Raw genomic sequence first — 15,444 nt, 5'->3', positions numbered from 1 at the left:
CCAATGCGCTTCGCTTTTACTTCGCAGTGAGCAATACGCCGCATTCCATATGGTGCGTGTAAGGGAATTGATCGAACAGCGCAAGGCGTTCAACGCGGTGTGTCTGGCTTAGGGTTTCCAGGTTCTTACACAGCGTCTCCGGGTTACAGGAGATATAAAGAATGCGCGGATAGGCCTGCACCATTTTTTCCGTTTCCGCATCCAGCCCGCTACGCGGCGGATCGACAAAAATCGTCTCGCACTGATAACCTTTCAAATCGATACCCTGCAAGCGGTTGAATTGACGCACACCGTTCATGGCCTGGGTAAACTCTTCTGCCGACATACGAATGATTTGCACGTTACCAATATGATTCGCCGCGATATTATATTGTGCAGCCGCAACTGAAGGTTTGGCGATTTCCGTGGCCAGAACGCGGTCAAAATTACGTGCAAGCGCCAGTGAGAAATTGCCGTTGCCGCAGTAGAGTTCCAGCAGGTCGCCTGTTGAATCTTTTGTCGCGCCCAGCGCCCATTCCAGCATTTGAATATTCATCGCCGCGTTGGGTTGCGTGAAGCTGTTTTCCACCTGGCGATAAATCATCTCTTTCCCGGCGATCGGCAGACGTTCGTCGATATAATCCTGATCCAGTTCGATTTTGGTTTTAGTGGCACGCCCGATCAGGTGCACGTTCAGGTTTTTTGCACGTAAGGCATCACGCAGACGCGTAGCCTCTTCACGCCATTCATCATCCAGTTTCTTGTGATACAGCAGGGAGACAACGGCCTGATTGCTCATGGTGGTCAGATAATCAATCTGGAATAACTTGTGACGCAGCACTTTATTGCCGCGCAGTCCGTCCATCAGCGCTTTCATTAACTGATTGATCAGCTCGCTTGCCGCCGGGAAGCTATCGACACGGATTCGGCTTTTCGTCTGTTGATCAAAAATAATGTGGTAAAGATCGTCGCCGTCGTGCCAGATGCGAAACTCCGCGCGCATGCGGTAATGGCTGACCGGTGAGCGGAACACCTCCGGAACGGGCGCGGAAAAAGGCGTCATCATGGCTTGCAGACGTACGACTTTTTCAGCCAACTGGGCTTCGTACTGTTCTGTCGGCAGGTGTTCGGGTGTCATTGTGCTTCCTGAATGATTAAGAATAACGCGGGGATTGTAGGGATTGCTCAGGGGATGTCCAGTCCCGGATGTTTTTTCACTTCCCGGCATAGCAGTCTGGACATCTATATGTTTCTGAATGTAGCATCCTTGTTCCGGTCCTGTGAGTTAAAAGGGAATCCAGTGTAAATCTGGAGCTGACGCGCAGCGGTAAGGATGTGTGGGATGATAGCGAAAGCAGACACTGCATATATATGTGGGAAGTCATCATCTTGTTGTACCTCCTAGCCCGAAGACCTGCCGGTATTACGTCGCATATGGTGCCATCATCGCGAGCTATTGATGACGCCTGCGGCATCCTTATTATTTTGTGGATGCTCTCACAATGATTAAAAAAACTTCGCTGCTGACGGCGCTCTCCGTCACGGCTTTTTCCGGCTGGGCGCAGGATGGCTCCCCGGACACTCTGGTGGTAACAGCAAACCGTTTTCAACAACCGGTGAACACCGTACTGGCACCCACCGATGTGGTGACGCGTGAAGATATTCAACGCTGGCAGTCAAAAGACCTTAACGATGTGATGCGTCGCCTGCCGGGCGTGGACATCGCCCAGTACGGTGGAATAGGGCAGAGTTCTTCTCTCTTTGTTCGCGGTACCGAAGCGCGTCATGTGCTGGTGCTGATTGACGGCGTACCGATGGCCCGTGCCGGTATTGGCAATGCTATCGATATTGGTCAGATCCCGGTCTCGCTGGTACAGCGTATTGAATACATCCGTGGGCCACGCTCTGCGGTTTATGGATCCGGTGCCATCGGCGGCGTGGTTAACATCATTACGATGAGTGACGATGAGCGCGCGCAGATTAACGCAGGGATGGGGAGCAACAGTTACCAGAACTATGACGGTGCGATAAATCAACGCTTTGGCGATACGATGGTCACCGCTGCTGGTGCGTATCAGACGACCAAGGGTTTTAACGTACAGCCGGATTCAACCTACGCGGATGACAGCGATCGCGACGGTTATCGCAATAAACTGTTCTGGGGCGGCGTTCAGCATAAATTTAACGATAGCGTCTCAGGGTTCTTCCGCGGCTATGGCTACAGTTCAAATACTGATTACGACCAGGGCAGCGGTGGTTACGCAGGCGGTGGCGATGAAAGCCAGAATTACACCCAATCATGGGACACCGGCCTCAATTATCATTCCGGCATCTACTCATCTCAGTTGATTGCCAATTATCAGCACCTTAAAAATTATAATTACAATGCGCAGGATGGCCGCTATGCAGCGAGTGCAAGCCTGGACAATATGGAACAGCGTTACATCCAGTGGGGTAACAACGTCGAGGTGGGGCATGGCGCGGTAAGCGGAGGGGTTGACTGGAAACAAGAGAAACTGCAATCCAGCGGCACTTCCAGTACGGATATCTACAAGCGCGACACCACCGGGCTCTATCTGACCGGCCAGCAGCAAATTGACAAGGTAACCCTGGAAGCGTCCGGGCGTGAAGATCACGACGAACAGTTCGGTTGGCATGGTACCTGGCAGACAGCGGCGGGGTGGGAATTCGTCGATGATTACCGAGTGACGCTTTCTTACGGCACCGGGTTCCTCGCGCCATCGCTTGGGCAGCAGTTTGGCGCAGAGCGCTTTGGTATTGCTTCCAACCCGAATCTGAAACCGGAAGAGTCTAAACAGTGGGAAGCCGGGCTTGAAGGGCTGACCGGGCCAGTGGACTGGCGTCTTTCTACGTATCGTTATGAAATCAACAACCTGATTGATTACGACAACAACGCTTACTACAACGTAAAATCGGCCACGATCAAAGGACTGGAGTGGACCGGAAACGTGACGACAGGTCCTGTCGATCATCATCTGACGCTGCAATATATCGATCCGCGTGATGACGAAACCAATAAGGTGCTTGCACGTCGTGCCAAACAGCAGGTTAAGTACGAACTGACCGGGCAGATTTATGACCTGGGCTGGAATGTCGCGTATCAATATATGGGGCAACGCTATGACAACGCCTATGACGCAACAACTTATACCTCCCATACGGTTAAGTTGGGCGGTGTAAGTGTCTGGGACATTGGATTGTCATATCCAATGACCTCTCATCTGACAGTTCGTGGTAAAATAGCTAACCTGTTCGATAAAGATTACGAGACAGCTTATGGCTACCAAACTGCAGGACGAGAATATACCTTGTCTGGCAGCTACACCTTCTAAACTGCGGCCCACTGTGCTGGTGTTTGATTCTGGCGTAGGGGGGTTATCGGTTTATGATGAGGTCCGGCATCTCCTGCCGGACCTGCATTACATTTACGCGTTCGACAACGTCGCCTTTCCTTATGGGGAAAAGAGCGAAGAATTCATCGTTGAACGTGTTGTCGAAATCGTTACTGCCGTTCAGGCTCAATATCCTCTGGCGCTTGCCGTCATTGCCTGCAATACCGCCAGCACCGTTTCTTTACCTGCGCTACGTGAGAAATTCGCTTTCCCGGTTGTAGGGGTGGTTCCCGCGATCAAACCCGCTGCACGCTTAACGGCGAATGGCGTGGTTGGGTTACTGGCAACGAGAGCAACGGTAAAACGTCCTTATACGCATGAGCTTATCAAGCGTTTTGCCAATGAATGCAAAATTGAATTGCTGGGTTCTGCGGAGATGGTTGAGCTTGCGGAAGCGAAGTTACACGGTAAGCCCGTTCCGCTGGATGAGCTCAAACGTATTCTACGCCCGTGGCTGCGTATGCCGGAGCCACCCGATACCGTAGTACTCGGCTGTACACACTTCCCTTTATTACAGCATGAGTTGTTGCAGGTACTCCCCGAGGGGACGCGGCTGGTGGATTCCGGTGCGGCTATTGCGCGTCGTACGGCCTGGTTGCTTGAGCATGAAGCGCCTGATGCTAAATCAGCAGATGCGAATCTGGCGTATTGCATGGCCGTTACACCAGAAACTGTTCTTTTATTGCCCGTTTTACAGCGCTATGGCTTCGGAGCGCTCGAAAAACTCGCGCTCTAGTGGTGTTTTGAGCAAAAAAGAGACGGTTGAAAAGTTTTTTAAAATTAGGGCTTGTCACTTCCAGAGAACTCCCTATAATGCGCCTCCACTGACACGGAACAACGGCAAGCAAGCCGCCGGGTCAGCAGGGTTCTCAGGCGAATGCCGGTGAGAAACCCGCAGAGAAAAGTAAAAATAAATACTTGACTCTGCAGCGGGAAAGCGTAATATGCACACCCCGCGCCGCAGCGAAAAACGAAGCGGCACTGCTCTTTAACAATTTATCAGACAATCTGTGTGGGCACTCAAAGTGACATGGATTCTTAATGTCTTCGGACAATAAATGAATACCAAGTCTCTGGAGTGAACACGTAATTCATTACGAAGTTTAATTCTAAGAGCATCAAACTTTTAAATTGAAGAGTTTGATCATGGCTCAGATTGAACGCTGGCGGCAGGCCTAACACATGCAAGTCGAACGGTAGCACAGAGGAGCTTGCTCCTCGGGTGACGAGTGGCGGACGGGTGAGTAATGTCTGGGAAACTGCCCGATGGAGGGGGATAACTACTGGAAACGGTAGCTAATACCGCATAACGTCGCAAGACCAAAGAGGGGGACCTTCGGGCCTCTTGCCATCGGATGTGCCCAGATGGGATTAGCTAGTAGGTGGGGTAACGGCTCACCTAGGCGACGATCCCTAGCTGGTCTGAGAGGATGACCAGCCACACTGGAACTGAGACACGGTCCAGACTCCTACGGGAGGCAGCAGTGGGGAATATTGCACAATGGGCGCAAGCCTGATGCAGCCATGCCGCGTGTGTGAAGAAGGCCTTCGGGTTGTAAAGCACTTTCAGCGGGGAGGAAGGCGATACGGTTAATAACCGTGTTGATTGACGTTACCCGCAGAAGAAGCACCGGCTAACTCCGTGCCAGCAGCCGCGGTAATACGGAGGGTGCAAGCGTTAATCGGAATTACTGGGCGTAAAGCGCACGCAGGCGGTCTGTCAAGTCGGATGTGAAATCCCCGGGCTCAACCTGGGAACTGCATTCGAAACTGGCAGGCTTGAGTCTTGTAGAGGGGGGTAGAATTCCAGGTGTAGCGGTGAAATGCGTAGAGATCTGGAGGAATACCGGTGGCGAAGGCGGCCCCCTGGACAAAGACTGACGCTCAGGTGCGAAAGCGTGGGGAGCAAACAGGATTAGATACCCTGGTAGTCCACGCCGTAAACGATGTCGACTTGGAGGTTGTGCCCTTGAGGCGTGGCTTCCGGAGCTAACGCGTTAAGTCGACCGCCTGGGGAGTACGGCCGCAAGGTTAAAACTCAAATGAATTGACGGGGGCCCGCACAAGCGGTGGAGCATGTGGTTTAATTCGATGCAACGCGAAGAACCTTACCTGGTCTTGACATCCACGGAATTCGGCAGAGATGCCTTAGTGCCTTCGGGAACCGTGAGACAGGTGCTGCATGGCTGTCGTCAGCTCGTGTTGTGAAATGTTGGGTTAAGTCCCGCAACGAGCGCAACCCTTATCCTTTGTTGCCAGCGGTCCGGCCGGGAACTCAAAGGAGACTGCCAGTGATAAACTGGAGGAAGGTGGGGATGACGTCAAGTCATCATGGCCCTTACGACCAGGGCTACACACGTGCTACAATGGCGCATACAAAGAGAAGCGACCTCGCGAGAGCAAGCGGACCTCATAAAGTGCGTCGTAGTCCGGATTGGAGTCTGCAACTCGACTCCATGAAGTCGGAATCGCTAGTAATCGTGGATCAGAATGCCACGGTGAATACGTTCCCGGGCCTTGTACACACCGCCCGTCACACCATGGGAGTGGGTTGCAAAAGAAGTAGGTAGCTTAACCTTCGGGAGGGCGCTTACCACTTTGTGATTCATGACTGGGGTGAAGTCGTAACAAGGTAACCGTAGGGGAACCTGCGGTTGGATCACCTCCTTACCTTAAAGAACCTGCCTTTGCAGTGCTCACACAGATTGTCTGATGAAATACAGCAGTAAAAAATCTCTGCAGGCTTGTAGCTCAGGTGGTTAGAGCGCACCCCTGATAAGGGTGAGGTCGGTGGTTCAAGTCCACTCAGGCCTACCAAATTCTTCCTGAATACTGCGTTGTGAAATGACTCGCATACCGGTGTATGCTTCGTTATTCCACGCCTTGTCTCAGAAAGAATTACGGTTAACGAGATTTGACCACGATGGGGCTATAGCTCAGCTGGGAGAGCGCCTGCTTTGCACGCAGGAGGTCTGCGGTTCGATCCCGCATAGCTCCACCATCATTTACTGCGAACACAAGAAAACTTCAGAGTGAACCTGAAAAGGTGCACTGCGAAGTTTTGCTCTTTAAAAATCTGGATCAAGCTGAAAATTGAAACGACACACAGTGTCTGTTCTCCGTAATAAGAACAGATGACAGTGTGTTCGAGTCTCTCAAATTTTTACAGCGCGAGGATGAATCGAAAGAAACATCTTCGGGTTGTGAGGTTAAGCGACTAAGCGTACACGGTGGATGCCCTGGCAGTCAGAGGCGATGAAGGACGTGCTAATCTGCGAAAAGCGCCGGCGAGGTGATATGAACCTTTGACCCGGCGATGTCCGAATGGGGAAACCCAGTGTGATTCGTCACACTATCATTAACTGAATCCATAGGTTAATGAGGCGAACCGGGGGAACTGAAACATCTAAGTACCCCGAGGAAAAGAAATCAACCGAGATTCCCCCAGTAGCGGCGAGCGAACGGGGAGCAGCCCAGAGCCTGAATCAGCTTGTGTGTTAGTGGAAGCGTCTGGAAAGTCGCGCGATACAGGGTGACAGCCCCGTACACGAAAGCACACAGGCTGTGAGCTCGATGAGTAGGGCGGGACACGTGGTATCCTGTCTGAATATGGGGGGACCATCCTCCAAGGCTAAATACTCCTGACTGACCGATAGTGAACCAGTACCGTGAGGGAAAGGCGAAAAGAACCCCGGCGAGGGGAGTGAAAAAGAACCTGAAACCGTGTACGTACAAGCAGTGGGAGCACCTTCGTGGTGTGACTGCGTACCTTTTGTATAATGGGTCAGCGACTTATATTCTGTAGCAAGGTTAACCGAATAGGGGAGCCGAAGGGAAACCGAGTCTTAACTGGGCGTTAAGTTGCAGGGTATAGACCCGAAACCCGGTGATCTAGCCATGGGCAGGTTGAAGGTTGGGTAACACTAACTGGAGGACCGAACCGACTAATGTTGAAAAATTAGCGGATGACTTGTGGCTGGGGGTGAAAGGCCAATCAAACCGGGAGATAGCTGGTTCTCCCCGAAAGCTATTTAGGTAGCGCCTCGTGAATTCATCTCCGGGGGTAGAGCACTGTTTCGGCTAGGGGGCCATCCCGGCTTACCAACCCGATGCAAACTACGAATACCGGAGAATGTTATCACGGGAGACACACGGCGGGTGCTAACGTCCGTCGTGAAGAGGGAAACAACCCAGACCGCCAGCTAAGGTCCCAAAGTCATGGTTAAGTGGGAAACGATGTGGGAAGGCACAGACAGCCAGGATGTTGGCTTAGAAGCAGCCATCATTTAAAGAAAGCGTAATAGCTCACTGGTCGAGTCGGCCTGCGCGGAAGATGTAACGGGGCTAAACCATGCACCGAAGCTGCGGCAGCGACACTATGTGTTGTTGGGTAGGGGAGCGTTCTGTAAGCCTGCGAAGGTGTGCTGTGAGGCATGCTGGAGGTATCAGAAGTGCGAATGCTGACATAAGTAACGATAAAGCGGGTGAAAAGCCCGCTCGCCGGAAGACCAAGGGTTCCTGTCCAACGTTAATCGGGGCAGGGTGAGTCGACCCCTAAGGCGAGGCCGAAAGGCGTAGTCGATGGGAAACAGGTTAATATTCCTGTACTTGGTGTTACTGCGAAGGGGGGACGGAGAAGGCTATGTTAGCCGGGCGACGGTTGTCCCGGTTTAAGCATGTAGGCTGGTTATCCAGGCAAATCCGGATAATCAAGGCTGAGGTGTGATGACGAGTCACTACGGTGATGAAGTAACAAATGCCCTGCTTCCAGGAAAAGCCTCTAAGCATCAGGTAACACGAAATCGTACCCCAAACCGACACAGGTGGTCAGGTAGAGAATACCAAGGCGCTTGAGAGAACTCGGGTGAAGGAACTAGGCAAAATGGTGCCGTAACTTCGGGAGAAGGCACGCTGATGTGTAGGTGAAGTCCCTGCGGACGGAGCTGAAATCAGTCGAAGATACCAGCTGGCTGCAACTGTTTATTAAAAACACAGCACTGTGCAAACACGAAAGTGGACGTATACGGTGTGACGCCTGCCCGGTGCCGGAAGGTTAATTGATGGGGTTATCCGTAAGGAGAAGCTCTTGATCGAAGCCCCGGTAAACGGCGGCCGTAACTATAACGGTCCTAAGGTAGCGAAATTCCTTGTCGGGTAAGTTCCGACCTGCACGAATGGCGTAATGATGGCCAGGCTGTCTCCACCCGAGACTCAGTGAAATTGAACTCGCTGTGAAGATGCAGTGTACCCGCGGCAAGACGGAAAGACCCCGTGAACCTTTACTATAGCTTGACACTGAACATTGAGCCTTGATGTGTAGGATAGGTGGGAGGCTTTGAAGTGTGGACGCCAGTCTGCATGGAGCCAACCTTGAAATACCACCCTTTAATGTTTGATGTTCTAACGTGGACCCGTAATCCGGGTTGCGGACAGTGTCTGGTGGGTAGTTTGACTGGGGCGGTCTCCTCCCAAAGAGTAACGGAGGAGCACGAAGGTTGGCTAATCCTGGTCGGACATCAGGAGGTTAGTGCAATGGCATAAGCCAGCTTGACTGCGAGCGTGACGGCGCGAGCAGGTGCGAAAGCAGGTCATAGTGATCCGGTGGTTCTGAATGGAAGGGCCATCGCTCAACGGATAAAAGGTACTCCGGGGATAACAGGCTGATACCGCCCAAGAGTTCATATCGACGGCGGTGTTTGGCACCTCGATGTCGGCTCATCACATCCTGGGGCTGAAGTAGGTCCCAAGGGTATGGCTGTTCGCCATTTAAAGTGGTACGCGAGCTGGGTTTAGAACGTCGTGAGACAGTTCGGTCCCTATCTGCCGTGGGCGCTGGAAGATTGAGGGGGGCTGCTCCTAGTACGAGAGGACCGGAGTGGACGCATCACTGGTGTTCGGGTTGTCATGCCAATGGCATTGCCCGGTAGCTACATGCGGAAGAGATAAGTGCTGAAAGCATCTAAGCACGAAACTTGCCCCGAGATGAGTCTTCCCTTGTCCTTTAAGGACACTAAAGGAACGTTGAAGACGACGACGTTGATAGGCCGGGTGTGTAAGCGCAGCGATGCGTTGAGCTAACCGGTACTAATGAACCGTGAGGCTTAACCTTACAACGCCGAAGATGTTTTGGCGGATTTGAGAAGACGAACAATATTCAGCTTAGATTCAGAGTCCGAAGGATTTTGCGCTGAGACAAGGCGGCCAGCGAAGAAAAGGAAGGAGCATACTGAGGTATGTGACTGACTTTACGAGAGCAGCCAACGCAGTATCAGCACAAAAGACACAGGACAGAGCACAAAGAATTTGCCTGGCGGCTTTAGCGCGGTGGTCCCACCTGACCCCATGCCGAACTCAGAAGTGAAACGCCGTAGCGCCGATGGTAGTGTGGGGTCTCCCCATGTGAGAGTAGGGAACTGCCAGGCATCAAATTAAGCAGTAAGCCGGTGCATTAATCCGGTGATGAAAGAAGTATTCGGTGGAGCGGTAGTTCAGTCGGTTAGAATACCTGCCTGTCACGCAGGGGGTCGCGGGTTCGAGTCCCGTCCGTTCCGCCACCCTATTTAGGGGCGTAGTTCAATTGGTAGAGCACCGGTCTCCAAAACCGGGTGTTGGGAGTTCGAGTCTCTCCGCCCCTGCCAGAAAAAGAAAAAATCCTTTGCTCAGGCAAAGGATTTTTTTTTGCTTCTTTCTGGTAAAACAATTCAGACGCACCCGTAATGGATGCGCCGCTTTCATTCCATTACCTTTATTTTCAATAACTCCCGAATCTGGTTTTGTTTATCGCTATTTTGTAACCAGATAGCATAAAGTGGACGGGATAGCGTCGTGCTATCAACCACCATATGCAGGCCACTCCTTTGCTGCGCCCAGGAGACGGGTAGCCACGCACACCCATTTAATAGCGTCAGTTGCTGATGAGCGACCTCTGCTGAACTGGTAGTTAATGTTGGGACATCGTCGCTGCCAATCAATTCGGACTCATGTTGCTGAAAATCCGGCCCCCATTCCAGACGCAAATAATTCAATTGTGACTTCGTCTTTTCGGGCGTCGAGCAATAGAGGCCAAGTGTAAAATGTCCTAATAACTGGCTGCTAAATTCGTCCATTTTGGGTGTTTCTGTTGTGATCAGGAGATCAAGTTGGCGCTCATGTAGCTGTTTCACCAACGATTGTCGCTGTGCAATTCGTGCTTCAAATTGCAGGCTTTCCTCTAGCTGGTACAGCCTTCCAAGCCAGTCGCTAAGCATACATTCCCATAGCGAGGCACTTGCACCGATAGAAAATTGATTGTGTCTCGATGTATGCGCAACCTCTTTGCGTGCCGCCTGCCAGGTATTCATCAGCGTTTCGGCATAGGGGAGAAGTTTTTCCCCGGCCGCCGTCAGGCGGATATTGTTGCGATGGCGCGTGAAAAGATTTACGCCAAGCTGGTTTTCTAACTGACGAATACGAAAGCTCACGGCTGACTGGGTCAAATAGAGTGCTTCAGCTGCACGCCCGAAGTGGCGAGTTCGGCTGACTTCCAGGAAAGTTTTTAGCAATTCCGTATCCACAGGTTTCTCCGCAAAATTATTTGTCGTAATGATTTAAATGTTTTGTTTTACACTCTGTCAAGCGTAACTAATACTCCGCGCCATAAATAGCTCGGCCAAAGAATTAGGAGCGTGCAGGATGGCGGAAAGCTTTACGACGACTAATCGTTTTTTTGACAACAAACATTATCCGCGCGGGTTTTCCCGTCATGGTGATTTCACCATCAAAGAAGCTCAGTTGCTTGAGCGTCATGGTTATGCTTTCAACGAGCTGGATCTCGGTAAGCGCGAACCGACCACAGAAGAAGAAATCCGTTTCGTCGCAGTATGTCGCGGCGAACGCGAGCCAGATACCGAAGCAGAACGCGTCTGGTCTAAGTATATGTCACGCATTAAGCGTCCAAAGCGTTTTCATACCCTGTCAGGTGGCAAACCGCAGATGGAAGGGAACGAAGACTACACGGATTCTGAAGACTAAAAAAAGGGGCTACGGCCCCTTTTTTATCCCAACATTTTCTGCAAATGAATGAGTAGCCTGTCGATAGCGCGATAGCTGAGCGCTTCCTGTAGATGATCGCGCTGAATATTTTCTGCACCTTCCAGATCGGCAATGGTTCTCCCGACTTTCAACAAACGTTGCCAGGCTCGTACTGACAGACCAAGCCGTACCAGTGTTTGTTCCAGCCACTCTCCATCAGCTTGCGTGAGCACGCAAAAATCCCTCATTTCGCTGTTTTCCAGTAACGCGTTAAGCTTCCCTTGTCGCTGATACTGCCGTTCCTGTGCAGCGATAACCCGTGCACGCACGACACTACTCTTTTCACTGCCGTGTTGGTTGTGGCTCAACATACCGGGCGGCAGGAGTGGGATCTCAAGCGACAGGTCGAAGCGGTCTAGAAATGGCCCAGAAAGGCGCCCAAGGTAGCGCAATGTCTGTTCCGGCGTGCTGCGGTTATGGTTCCCTTGATAATGCCCCGTTGGGCTGGGATTCATGGCGGCAATAAGTTGAAAACGGGCAGGGTATGTGACTTTCGCCCGCGTACGGGAAATATGAATCTGCCCTGACTCGATGGGTTCGCGCAACGCGTCCAGCACCCGTCGCTCAAATTCAGGAAGCTCATCGAGGAACAACACGCCGTTATGGGCCAGCGATATTTCTCCGGGGCCAGGTATTGCGCCGCCGCCGACCATAGCCGTAAGTGAGGCACTATGATGCGGTGCGCGAAAAGGTCTCTGTCGCCATTGACGTATCAATCCTGAGGTATTGACCAGACTCAGGATGGCCGCGCTTTCCAGCGCTTCCTGGTTGCTCAGCGGTGGCAACAATGCCCCAAGCCTGCTGGCAAGCATTGTTTTCCCCGTGCCCGGTGGGCCGATCAGGAGCAAGTTATGCCCGCCGGCCGCCGTAATCTCCAGTGCACGCTTACCTTGCTCCTGCCCGATGACGTCGCTTAAGTCATGTTGCGCTGTATTCGGGTTACTGCTGATGAAATGGGGAGATGGTGGAGATAACTCATGTTTACCTTCAAGAAAAGCACACACCGCCTGCAGATGCTCGGCGATGTAACAATCTTTCGTTCCTGTCAGGCTTACCTCGGCTTCGTTCTCTGCGGCGACAATAATGGACCGGCCAGCCTTGATTGCCTCCATGGCACTGGATATCGCCCCGGGAACGCCGCGTAGCGCTCCTGTAAGGGCCAATTCACCGACGAACTCAAACCGATGAAGATGGCTAGTCTGCAATTGCTCAGAAGCCGCGAGAAGCGCAATTGCGATAGGTAAATCATATCGCCCTCCCTCTTTGGGAAGGTCTGCCGGTGCCAGGTTGATCGTGATCTTTTTCGCGGGGAATTCGTAGCCGCTATTGATGATCGCGCTACGCACGCGATCCCGGGCTTCCTTCACCGTTGTCTCCGGTAGGCCCACCATCGTCAAGCCGGGAAGACCGTTGCTGATGTGCACCTCAACGGTGATTAACGGCGCACAAACCCCCAGCGCTGCACGCGTGTAAATAACCGACAACGTCATAACACCTCCTTGTGGAAGGTAAGTATGCGGGGCAAATAGACTTTACCTTCCCGAAAAAAAGAAGGTTTGCGCGCAGGCTTCCACACTTTTTTCGGCGGTTGCAGACGATCTATTTTTTTCTGGAATTCTCCTCGCATGTTACGGCCTGGTGCCTAAAAGCCCTTTTAGTGTTGAAAAAAATGAAATTATTTCATTTCAATTTTTCTTTATAAAAAACAAGGCTTTTTATTGATATTGTTTTGCCAACCAAAAAAACCGTCATAAAAAAATCTTGTGTCATGTCTCATATCTGTGATAACTCTTTAGGTATTCCTTCGAACATGAAGCCAGAAAGTACAGAAAATGACAGCCCTTCTACGAGTGATTAGCCTGATTGTGATTAGCGTGGTGGTGATTATTATCCCACCGTGCGGGGCTGCACTTGGACGAGGAAAGGCTTAAAAATCAAGCCTTAACGAACTAAGACCCCCGCACCGAAAGGTCCGGGGGTTTTTTTATGACCTAAAAAACATAAACGAGGAGCAGAGAATGAGTAGTAGCACAAAATTCTGTTTCTCCCGATTTACGGCGGGGAACTAACTATGAATGGCGCACAGTGGGTAGTACATGCGTTGCGGGCACAGCAGGTTGATACAGTCTTTGGGTATCCCGGCGGCGCAATTATGCCGGTTTACGATGCATTGTATGACGGCGGCGTGGAACACTTGTTGTGCCGGCATGAGCAGGGGGCGGCAATGGCGGCTATCGGTTATGCACGCTCGACAGGTAAAACGGGTGTGTGTATCGCCACGTCCGGTCCGGGAGCAACTAATCTGATCACCGGGCTGGCGGATGCGCTGCTGGATTCCGTTCCTGTCGTTGCTATCACCGGTCAGGTTGCCGCGCCATTCATTGGTACCGATGCCTTCCAGGAAGTGGACGTTCTCGGTTTGTCGCTGGCCTGCACTAAACATAGTTTTCTGGTGCAGTCTCTGGAGGAGCTGCCGCGCGTGATTGCCGAAGCGTTCCAGGTGGCAAACTCAGGCCGTCCTGGTCCGGTTCTCGTTGATATCCCTAAAGACATCCAGTTAGCCTCCGGTGATCTGGAACCGCATTTTTCCACCGTTGGGGATGAGTTCACCTTCCCACATGAAGACGTGGCGCAGGCCTGCCAAATGCTGGCTCAGGCCAAAAAGCCGATGCTGTACGTAGGTGGTGGCGTAGGGATGGCGCAGGCTGTTCCGGCGCTGCGCGAGTTCATCGCCGTGACTCAAATGCCAGTCACCTGTACGCTGAAAGGCCTTGGTGCGGTTGAAGATAGCTATCCATGGTATCTTGGCATGCTGGGGATGCACGGCACCAAAGCAGCGAATCTGGCGGTGCAGGAGTGTGACCTGCTAATCGCTGTGGGGGCACGCTTTGACGATCGCGTCACCGGCAAACTGAACACCTTTGCGCCAAATGCCAAAGTTATCCATATGGATATCGATCCGGCAGAAATGAATAAATTGCGTCAGGCACATGTCAGCTTGCAAGGCGATTTGAATGCGTTACTGCCAGCATTGCAACAGGAGCTGGAGATTAACGAATGGCGCCAGTTTAATGCCGACATGCGTAGAGAGTTCGCCTGGCGTTATGACCATCCAGGTGACGCGATCTATGCGCCGCTGTTGTTAAAACAATTGTCAGATCGCAAACCTGCCGACTGCGTGGTGACCACCGATGTGGGTCAGCATCAAATGTGGTCTGCACAGCACATGACTTACACCCGTCCAGAAAATTTCATTACCTCCAGTGGATTAGGCACAATGGGCTTTGGCTTGCCAGCCGCCGTGGGGGCGCAGGTGGCCCGTCCGAATGATACGGTAATCTGTATCTCCGGTGACGGTTCCTTCATGATGAATGTTCAGGAACTCGGCACCGTAAAACGCAAACAGTTACCGCTGAAAATCGTGTTACTGGATAATCAGCGTTTAGGGATGGTTCGCCAGTGGCAGCAGTTATTCTTCAACGAACGTTATAGCGAAACAACACTTACCGATAACCCCGATTTCCTCGTTCTGGCCAGCGCCTTCGGCATTCCCGGCCAGCACATCACCCGTAAAGACCAGGTTGAAGCGGCTCTCGACACCATGCTGTCCTGTGAGGGGCCATACCTGCTTCATGTCTCAATCGACGAGCTTGAGAATGTCTGGCCGTTGGTACCGCCAGGTGCCAGTAATGCAGAAATGCTGGAGAAATTATCATGATGCAACATCAGGTCGCCGTGCAGGCCCGCTTTAACCCCGAAACGTTAGAACGTGTATTACGTGTGGTACGCCACCGTGGCTTTCAGGTTTGTTCAATGAACATGGAAGCGGCCACCGACGCGCAGAATATAAATATTGAATTGACCGTTGCCAGCCCGCGCCCCGTCGAATTACTGTTTAGCCAGCTAAGCAAACTGGTCGATGTCGCCCGGGTTGATATCCAGCAATGTACAACATCATCACAACAGATCCGCGCCTGAGCGC

10 protein-coding genes, 4 tRNA genes, 3 rRNA genes and 1 riboswitch are annotated in these 15,444 nt (G+C 52.1%); of the genes, 14 read left to right on the top strand and 3 right to left on the bottom strand.

The window, feature by feature from the left end; all coding sequences use genetic code 11:
- Positions 1-16: 16 nt before the first annotated feature.
- Entirely contained in the window at positions 17-1,117 is a 1,101-nt protein-coding gene (trmA, locus tag AB182_RS24395) for a tRNA (uridine(54)-C5)-methyltransferase TrmA (RefSeq protein WP_047372334.1), read from the bottom strand.
- 118 nt (positions 1,118-1,235) lie between these two features.
- A riboswitch (cobalamin riboswitch) is annotated at positions 1,236-1,415 on the top strand.
- 66 nt (positions 1,416-1,481) lie between these two features.
- Here trmA and btuB point away from each other — a divergent pair.
- From btuB to AB182_RS24350, 9 genes are all read left to right on the top strand, one after another.
- Complete coding sequence (gene btuB / locus AB182_RS24390) at positions 1,482-3,332, top strand: TonB-dependent vitamin B12 receptor BtuB (RefSeq protein ID WP_047372333.1); 1,851 nt, start codon at positions 1,482-1,484, stop codon at positions 3,330-3,332.
- Complete coding sequence (murI, locus tag AB182_RS24385) at positions 3,277-4,128, top strand: glutamate racemase (RefSeq protein ID WP_071845947.1); 852 nt, start codon at positions 3,277-3,279, stop codon at positions 4,126-4,128. The genes btuB and murI overlap by 56 nt, the downstream gene beginning before the upstream one ends.
- A 392-nt stretch (positions 4,129-4,520) precedes the next feature.
- A 16S ribosomal RNA gene (locus AB182_RS24380) occupies positions 4,521-6,062 on the top strand.
- A 70-nt stretch (positions 6,063-6,132) separates the two neighbouring features.
- Positions 6,133-6,209 (top strand) — tRNA-Ile (locus AB182_RS24375).
- A 108-nt stretch (positions 6,210-6,317) separates the two neighbouring features.
- Positions 6,318-6,393 (top strand) — tRNA-Ala (locus AB182_RS24370).
- Positions 6,394-6,599: 206 nt separating this feature from the next.
- Positions 6,600-9,501: ribosomal RNA gene (locus AB182_RS24365) — 23S ribosomal RNA — on the top strand.
- Positions 9,502-9,698: 197 nt separating this feature from the next.
- Positions 9,699-9,814, top strand: a 5S ribosomal RNA gene (gene rrf / locus AB182_RS24360).
- The 16S, 23S and 5S rRNA genes sit together here with 4 tRNA genes alongside, the layout of an rRNA operon.
- A 55-nt stretch (positions 9,815-9,869) precedes the next feature.
- Positions 9,870-9,946 (top strand) — tRNA-Asp (locus tag AB182_RS24355).
- Between the two features lie 8 nt (positions 9,947-9,954).
- Positions 9,955-10,030: transfer RNA gene (locus AB182_RS24350), tRNA-Trp, on the top strand.
- Between the two features lie 93 nt (positions 10,031-10,123).
- On the opposite strand, the gene hdfR is transcribed toward AB182_RS24350, so the two are convergent.
- Positions 10,124-10,945, bottom strand: a complete 822-nt coding sequence (gene hdfR, locus AB182_RS24345) for an HTH-type transcriptional regulator HdfR (protein ID WP_047372331.1) — start codon at positions 10,943-10,945, stop codon at positions 10,124-10,126.
- A 118-nt stretch (positions 10,946-11,063) separates the two neighbouring features.
- Here hdfR and AB182_RS24340 point away from each other — a divergent pair, with 118 nt between their 5' ends.
- On the top strand, positions 11,064-11,402 hold the full coding sequence (locus tag AB182_RS24340) for a DUF413 domain-containing protein (RefSeq protein ID WP_047372330.1): 339 nt from the start codon (positions 11,064-11,066) through the stop codon (positions 11,400-11,402).
- Positions 11,403-11,425: 23 nt separating this feature from the next.
- On the opposite strand, the gene AB182_RS24335 is transcribed toward AB182_RS24340, so the two are convergent.
- Entirely contained in the window at positions 11,426-12,952 is a 1,527-nt protein-coding gene (locus tag AB182_RS24335; RefSeq protein ID WP_047372329.1) for a YifB family Mg chelatase-like AAA ATPase, read from the bottom strand.
- 342 nt (positions 12,953-13,294) lie between these two features.
- On the opposite strand from AB182_RS24335, the gene ilvL reads away from it, so the two are divergent.
- The 4 genes from ilvL (at position 13,295) to ilvM (ending at position 15,440) form a co-directional block, all read left to right on the top strand.
- Positions 13,295-13,393, top strand: coding sequence for an ilv operon leader peptide (ilvL, locus tag AB182_RS31050; protein ID WP_032229281.1), 99 nt, complete (start codon positions 13,295-13,297; stop codon positions 13,391-13,393).
- A gap of 87 nt (positions 13,394-13,480) precedes the next feature.
- Entirely contained in the window at positions 13,481-13,531 is a 51-nt protein-coding gene (gene ilvX / locus AB182_RS33410; protein ID WP_206780280.1) for a peptide IlvX, read from the top strand.
- A 2-nt stretch (positions 13,532-13,533) separates the two neighbouring features.
- Complete coding sequence (ilvG, locus tag AB182_RS24330; RefSeq protein WP_047372328.1) at positions 13,534-15,180, top strand: acetolactate synthase 2 catalytic subunit; 1,647 nt, start codon at positions 13,534-13,536, stop codon at positions 15,178-15,180.
- Positions 15,177-15,440 (top strand): acetolactate synthase 2 small subunit, encoded by a 264-nt coding sequence (ilvM, locus tag AB182_RS24325; RefSeq protein WP_039076997.1) that lies wholly within the window; start codon positions 15,177-15,179, stop codon positions 15,438-15,440. The genes ilvG and ilvM overlap by 4 nt, the downstream gene beginning before the upstream one ends.
- Positions 15,441-15,444 lie beyond the last annotated feature (4 nt).

The organism is Phytobacter ursingii, assembly GCF_001022135.1.
GTDB classification, from domain to species: domain Bacteria; phylum Pseudomonadota; class Gammaproteobacteria; order Enterobacterales; family Enterobacteriaceae; genus Phytobacter; species Phytobacter ursingii.
Note: the sequence above shows the minus strand (reverse complement) of the source record. Positions and strands in the feature narration are given on the sequence as shown.

Bases quoted from the DNA above. Each gene is read 5' to 3' on its own strand.
- trmA (WP_047372334.1), bottom strand. From the start codon at position 1,117: ATGACACCCGAACACCTGCCGACAGAACAGTACGAAGCCCAGTTGGCT.
- btuB (WP_047372333.1), top strand. From the start codon at position 1,482: ATGATTAAAAAAACTTCGCTGCTGACGGCGCTCTCCGTCACGGCTTTT.
- murI (WP_071845947.1), top strand. From the start codon at position 3,277: ATGGCTACCAAACTGCAGGACGAGAATATACCTTGTCTGGCAGCTACA.
- AB182_RS24340 (WP_047372330.1), top strand. From the start codon at position 11,064: ATGGCGGAAAGCTTTACGACGACTAATCGTTTTTTTGACAACAAACAT.
- AB182_RS24335 (WP_047372329.1), bottom strand. From the start codon at position 12,952: ATGACGTTGTCGGTTATTTACACGCGTGCAGCGCTGGGGGTTTGTGCG.
- ilvL (WP_032229281.1), top strand. From the start codon at position 13,295: ATGACAGCCCTTCTACGAGTGATTAGCCTGATTGTGATTAGCGTGGTG.
- ilvG (WP_047372328.1), top strand. From the start codon at position 13,534: ATGAATGGCGCACAGTGGGTAGTACATGCGTTGCGGGCACAGCAGGTT.
- ilvM (WP_039076997.1), top strand. From the start codon at position 15,177: ATGATGCAACATCAGGTCGCCGTGCAGGCCCGCTTTAACCCCGAAACG.